Origin of the sequence: Collinsella aerofaciens, from assembly GCF_015553355.1 — a bacterium.
GTDB classification, from domain to species: domain Bacteria; phylum Actinomycetota; class Coriobacteriia; order Coriobacteriales; family Coriobacteriaceae; genus Collinsella; species Collinsella aerofaciens_V.
Genome location: NZ_JADNGN010000061.1, coordinates 1 through 3863, shown reverse-complemented (window position 1 = coordinate 3863; position 3863 = coordinate 1). Strand labels below are relative to the sequence as shown.

The 3863-nt window shown below is 62.5% G+C and carries 3 protein-coding genes and 1 tRNA gene; all 4 read left to right on the top strand.

Annotated features, from left to right (window positions below):
* Nucleotides 1–183 precede the first annotated feature (183 nt).
* The 4 genes from I2D57_RS09740 (at nucleotide 184) to proB (ending at nucleotide 3576) form a co-directional block, all read left to right on the top strand.
* Nucleotides 184–256 (top strand) — tRNA-Ala (locus tag I2D57_RS09740).
* Nucleotides 257–320: 64 nt separating this feature from the next.
* Entirely contained in the window at nucleotides 321–779 is a 459-nt protein-coding gene (locus I2D57_RS09735) for a hypothetical protein (RefSeq protein ID WP_195362337.1), read from the top strand.
* Between the two features lie 84 nt (nucleotides 780–863).
* Complete coding sequence (locus tag I2D57_RS09730; protein ID WP_117583751.1) at nucleotides 864–2369, top strand: nicotinate phosphoribosyltransferase; 1506 nt, start codon at nucleotides 864–866, stop codon at nucleotides 2367–2369.
* A gap of 79 nt (nucleotides 2370–2448) precedes the next feature.
* A complete protein-coding gene (gene proB / locus I2D57_RS09725) occupies nucleotides 2449–3576 on the top strand; it encodes a glutamate 5-kinase (RefSeq protein WP_117766921.1) in 1128 nt (375 codons plus the stop codon).
* Nucleotides 3577–3863: the final 287 nt, after the last annotated feature.

Here is a 3863-nt window from a genome sequence, read left to right as displayed (position 1 = left end):
CCCATCATCGCGGTCTATGGGGTCAACGATATGGCACCGTGGGGACACATGTATGTCAATCCTGGTCTAACAGAGCCTTAAAAAATCATCGGGCGAATGGTAGTCAAAAAAGCTCCGTCCCAAAAAGACTGGTTATTGGGCGTTGACAGTTGGCGAGCCGTAGGTAAAATATCGACTTGTCCTGGGGACGTAGCTCAGTTGGGAGAGCGCTGCCGTCGCATGGCAGAGGCCGAGGGTTCGACTCCCTTCGTCTCCACCCTTGGATTTGATAAGCCGCTGACATTGTGTCGGCGGCTTTTTTTGAAAGAAAGGGCTGCACCATGGCCGAGCTTGAGTCCCAACCATTGTCCGACGAGGAGCGCGCCGAGTTGGAAGAGCTCCGCGCCGAGAAGGCCCGCCGCGAGGCTCGGGAAGAGGCCCGTCGCGAGCGTGAGGAGCTGGCTGCCCTGCGTGCCGAGCGTGCGAAGGCCGAGGAGGCCGCCACGAACGCCGCATCCGCATCGGCGCCCGCGCCCGCACCCAAGCCCGTTGCTGCGAAGCTTGCACCTGCCGCGCCCAAACCTCAGCCTAAAAAGGCCGCTCGTCCCAAGTCCGCCGAGCCCAAGCCGAGCCGTGACGAGATGACCTTTGCCCAGCGCATGGTTACCTCCAAGGAGCCTTCGGGCGAGAACGAGATCCCTGGCATGGCGCCGGCTCAAAAAATCATCATTGTCCTTGCCCTCATCGCGTTTGTCATCTTTATGGGCTACACGATCCTGACCAGCATGGGCCTGCTCTAACCGATTTGCATCGGGCGTCATGTCCGCATGCTCTGCTCCTGTCCAACCCTCAAATTCTGCACCACACATCCGAAAGGTCGCCCCATGGCTTTGACCGACATCTCTCATCCCACCGACATCGCAATGCTCACCGATCTGTACGAGCTCACTATGGCCCAGGGCCTGTGGGAGAGCGGCAAGGCCAATGAGCAGGGTTGTTTTACCGCGTTTTACCGCGACCATCCCTTTGGCAGCGCCTATGCCGTCATGTGCGGCACCGCCGAGCTGCCCGAGCTGGTCGAGAATCTGCGCTTTACGCCCGAGGACATCGACTACCTCGCCTCGCTCCAGGCCCCTGCCGGCGGCGCGATGTTCAAGCCTGGATTCCTCGACTACCTGCGCGATTTTCGTGCGCATGTAAACATCGACGCTGTGCCCGAGGGCGAGCTCGTCTTTCCGCGCGAGCCCATGGTGCGCGTCACCGGCCCCGCGCTGGAGTGCCAGCTGCTCGAGACGGCGCTGCTCAACATCGTCGGGTTCCAGACGCTTGTCGCCACCAAGACGGCGCGCGTGGTGCTCGCCGCCGACGGCCGCCCCGTGGCGGAGTTTGGCCTGCGCCGAGCCCAGGGTCCCGATGGCGGCCTGGCCGTTGCGCGCGCGAGCTACGTTGCCGGCTGCTCCTCTACGTCCAATGTGCTCGCCGGCCGCCGCTACGGTATTCCCGTCTTTGGCACACATGCGCACAGCTGGGTGATGAGCTTCGATTCCGAGCTCGAGGCCTTCCGTGCCTTTGCCAAGTCGAGCCCCAAGAACTGTACGCTGCTCATCGACACCTATGACGTGCGCGAGGGCTGCGAGCATGCCATTACGGTTGCCAAGGAGATGGAGGCGGTGGGCGAGCGTCTATCGGCTATTCGCATCGACTCCGGCGACCTCGCCAAGCTCTCCAAGTATGTGCGCGGTCGTTTTGATGCCGAGGGCCTGCCCTATGTGGGGATCTCGGTTTCTAACGATCTGGATGAGTACACGATTCAGTCGCTGCTCGACCAGGGCGCGCCCATCGACAGCTTTGGCGTGGGTACCAAGCTCGCGACCTGCTATGACCAGCCGGCGCTGGGTGGCGTGTACAAGCTTTCCGCCCGCCGTGCGAGCGAGGCAGATCCATGGACGCCGGTGGTCAAGCTCTCCGAGCAGCCCTACAAGCGCACGATCCCGGGTGTGCAACGCGTGCGCCGTTATTACGACGGCTTTGGCGGCCCGGTCTGCGACATGATCTACGACGAGGACCATCTGGCGGGGGAGGGCGCCGCGCGCGGCAATACCCTCGTGGCCGTGAATGATGCCGCCCTGGTGACCGACGTGTCCGAACTTGAGTATCGCGAGCTGCTGGTGCCGATCGTGCGCGATGGCAGTGCGGTGGCTCCGCGTGAGAGCATCCAGGACGCGCGCGAGCGCTGTGCTTGGGCGCTCGATCATCTGGACGCAGCTTTCAAGCGCTTCCTGTACCCGCAGACCTATGTGGTGGGCATGGAGCAGGGCCTGGCTCAGGTGCGCGACGAGCTCGTGCGCAAGAACATGGCCGCGGCTTCTGCCTTTCCTTGGGCTCACTAATTCCTTGGGCGGTAGGGGCGAGTCACGCTCCCTTGGCCGCCAGCTCGGCCGTTCGCTGAACAGTTGATTGGTTTGACGTATGACGACTTCTTATAAAACTATGGTGGTAAAGATCGGTTCGTCCACGGTGGTGGGCGCCGATGGCAAGGTCAACCGCGCCTTTATCGGCGGACTTGCCGATCAGGCCGCAGCGCTGCGCAAGCTCGGCTGGCGTCTGGTCGTGGTGAGCTCGGGCGCTATTGCCTGTGGCTATCCCGTGTTGGGCTTCGACCGCAAGCCGGTCGGCGACCTGCCGAGCCTGCAGGCCTGCGCCTCGGCCGGTCAGTGCATCATCTCGTCGGCCTACGACGAGGAGTTCCATGCGCGCGACCTGCTCACCTCGCTCGTGCTGCTCACGCGCCACGATACGGCCCGCCGCACGTCCTACCTGCACGCGCGCGACGCCCTGCTGCGCCTGGTTGAGCTTGGCGTGGTGCCGGTCGTCAACGAGAACGATACCGTCACCGTCGATGAGATCAAGTTTGGCGACAACGACACACTGGCGGCGCTTGTGAGCTGCCTGGTTTCTGCCGATCTGTGCGTGACGCTTTCGGACATCGATGGCCTCTATACCGCCAATCCGCACGAGGACCCGACGGCCGAGTTTGTTCCTGTCGTGCATAAGATCGATGCCAAGATTATTGCCTCGGCGGGCGATTCTTCCACATCGGTGGGCACGGGCGGCATGATTACCAAGATTCGCGCGAGCCGTATCCTGATGACGGCGGGCATTCAGAGCGTGATTTGCTCGGGCGAGGAACCCGATGCGCTCGTGCGCCTCGCCCGCGGCGAGAGCGTGGGCACGCTGTTCGATCCGCCGGCGGAGCGTCTGGACATCGCACCCCGCAAGCTGTGGATCGCACTGGGCGACAAGGCGCACGGCTCGGTGACGGTCGATGATGGTGCCGCGAAGGCGCTGGTTAGCCGTGGCTCTTCCTTGCTTGCGGTGGGTATTCGCGAGGTCGATGGCCAGTTTGCCGAGGGCGATGTGCTCGATGTGTGCGATCCGAGCGGTATGGTCGTCGCTCGCGGTATCGCTGAGGCCGATTCGGACGTGCTGGAGCTTGCTGCCGGTCGCCGCCAGGACCAGATCGCCAGCAACCGCCTGCTGGCAGACCTGGCCGAGAAGCCGGCGATCCATCGAGATAATTTAATCGTCTTCGCCTAACGGGTCGACGCTGCGCGCCGCCCAGAGCGACAATTTGTCATTCAAAAGGCGAGGCATGACCATCAGGTCTATGCCTCGCCTTTTTCATGCCAACTTGTTCGCTCTGGGCGGCGCTCGCTTCTTTTGTTCGACCTACGATACAAAGCCACTCGCTTAGGGGCGTTTTCGCTTTCCGTCCTCTTCCTGCAATGTTGCTGTTCTCGGCACTTGGGGACGTTCCTTTTAATATGAGCAGGACATTGTCAAGAGGCAAAATCGGGCCTGGCCCCAACGATATGGGGTCAGGC

Bases quoted from the DNA above. Each gene is read 5' to 3' on its own strand.
- proB (WP_117766921.1), top strand. From the start codon at position 2,449: ATGACGACTTCTTATAAAACTATGGTGGTAAAGATCGGTTCGTCCACG.
- I2D57_RS09730 (WP_117583751.1), top strand. From the start codon at position 864: ATGGCTTTGACCGACATCTCTCATCCCACCGACATCGCAATGCTCACC.
- I2D57_RS09735 (WP_195362337.1), top strand. From the start codon at position 321: ATGGCCGAGCTTGAGTCCCAACCATTGTCCGACGAGGAGCGCGCCGAG.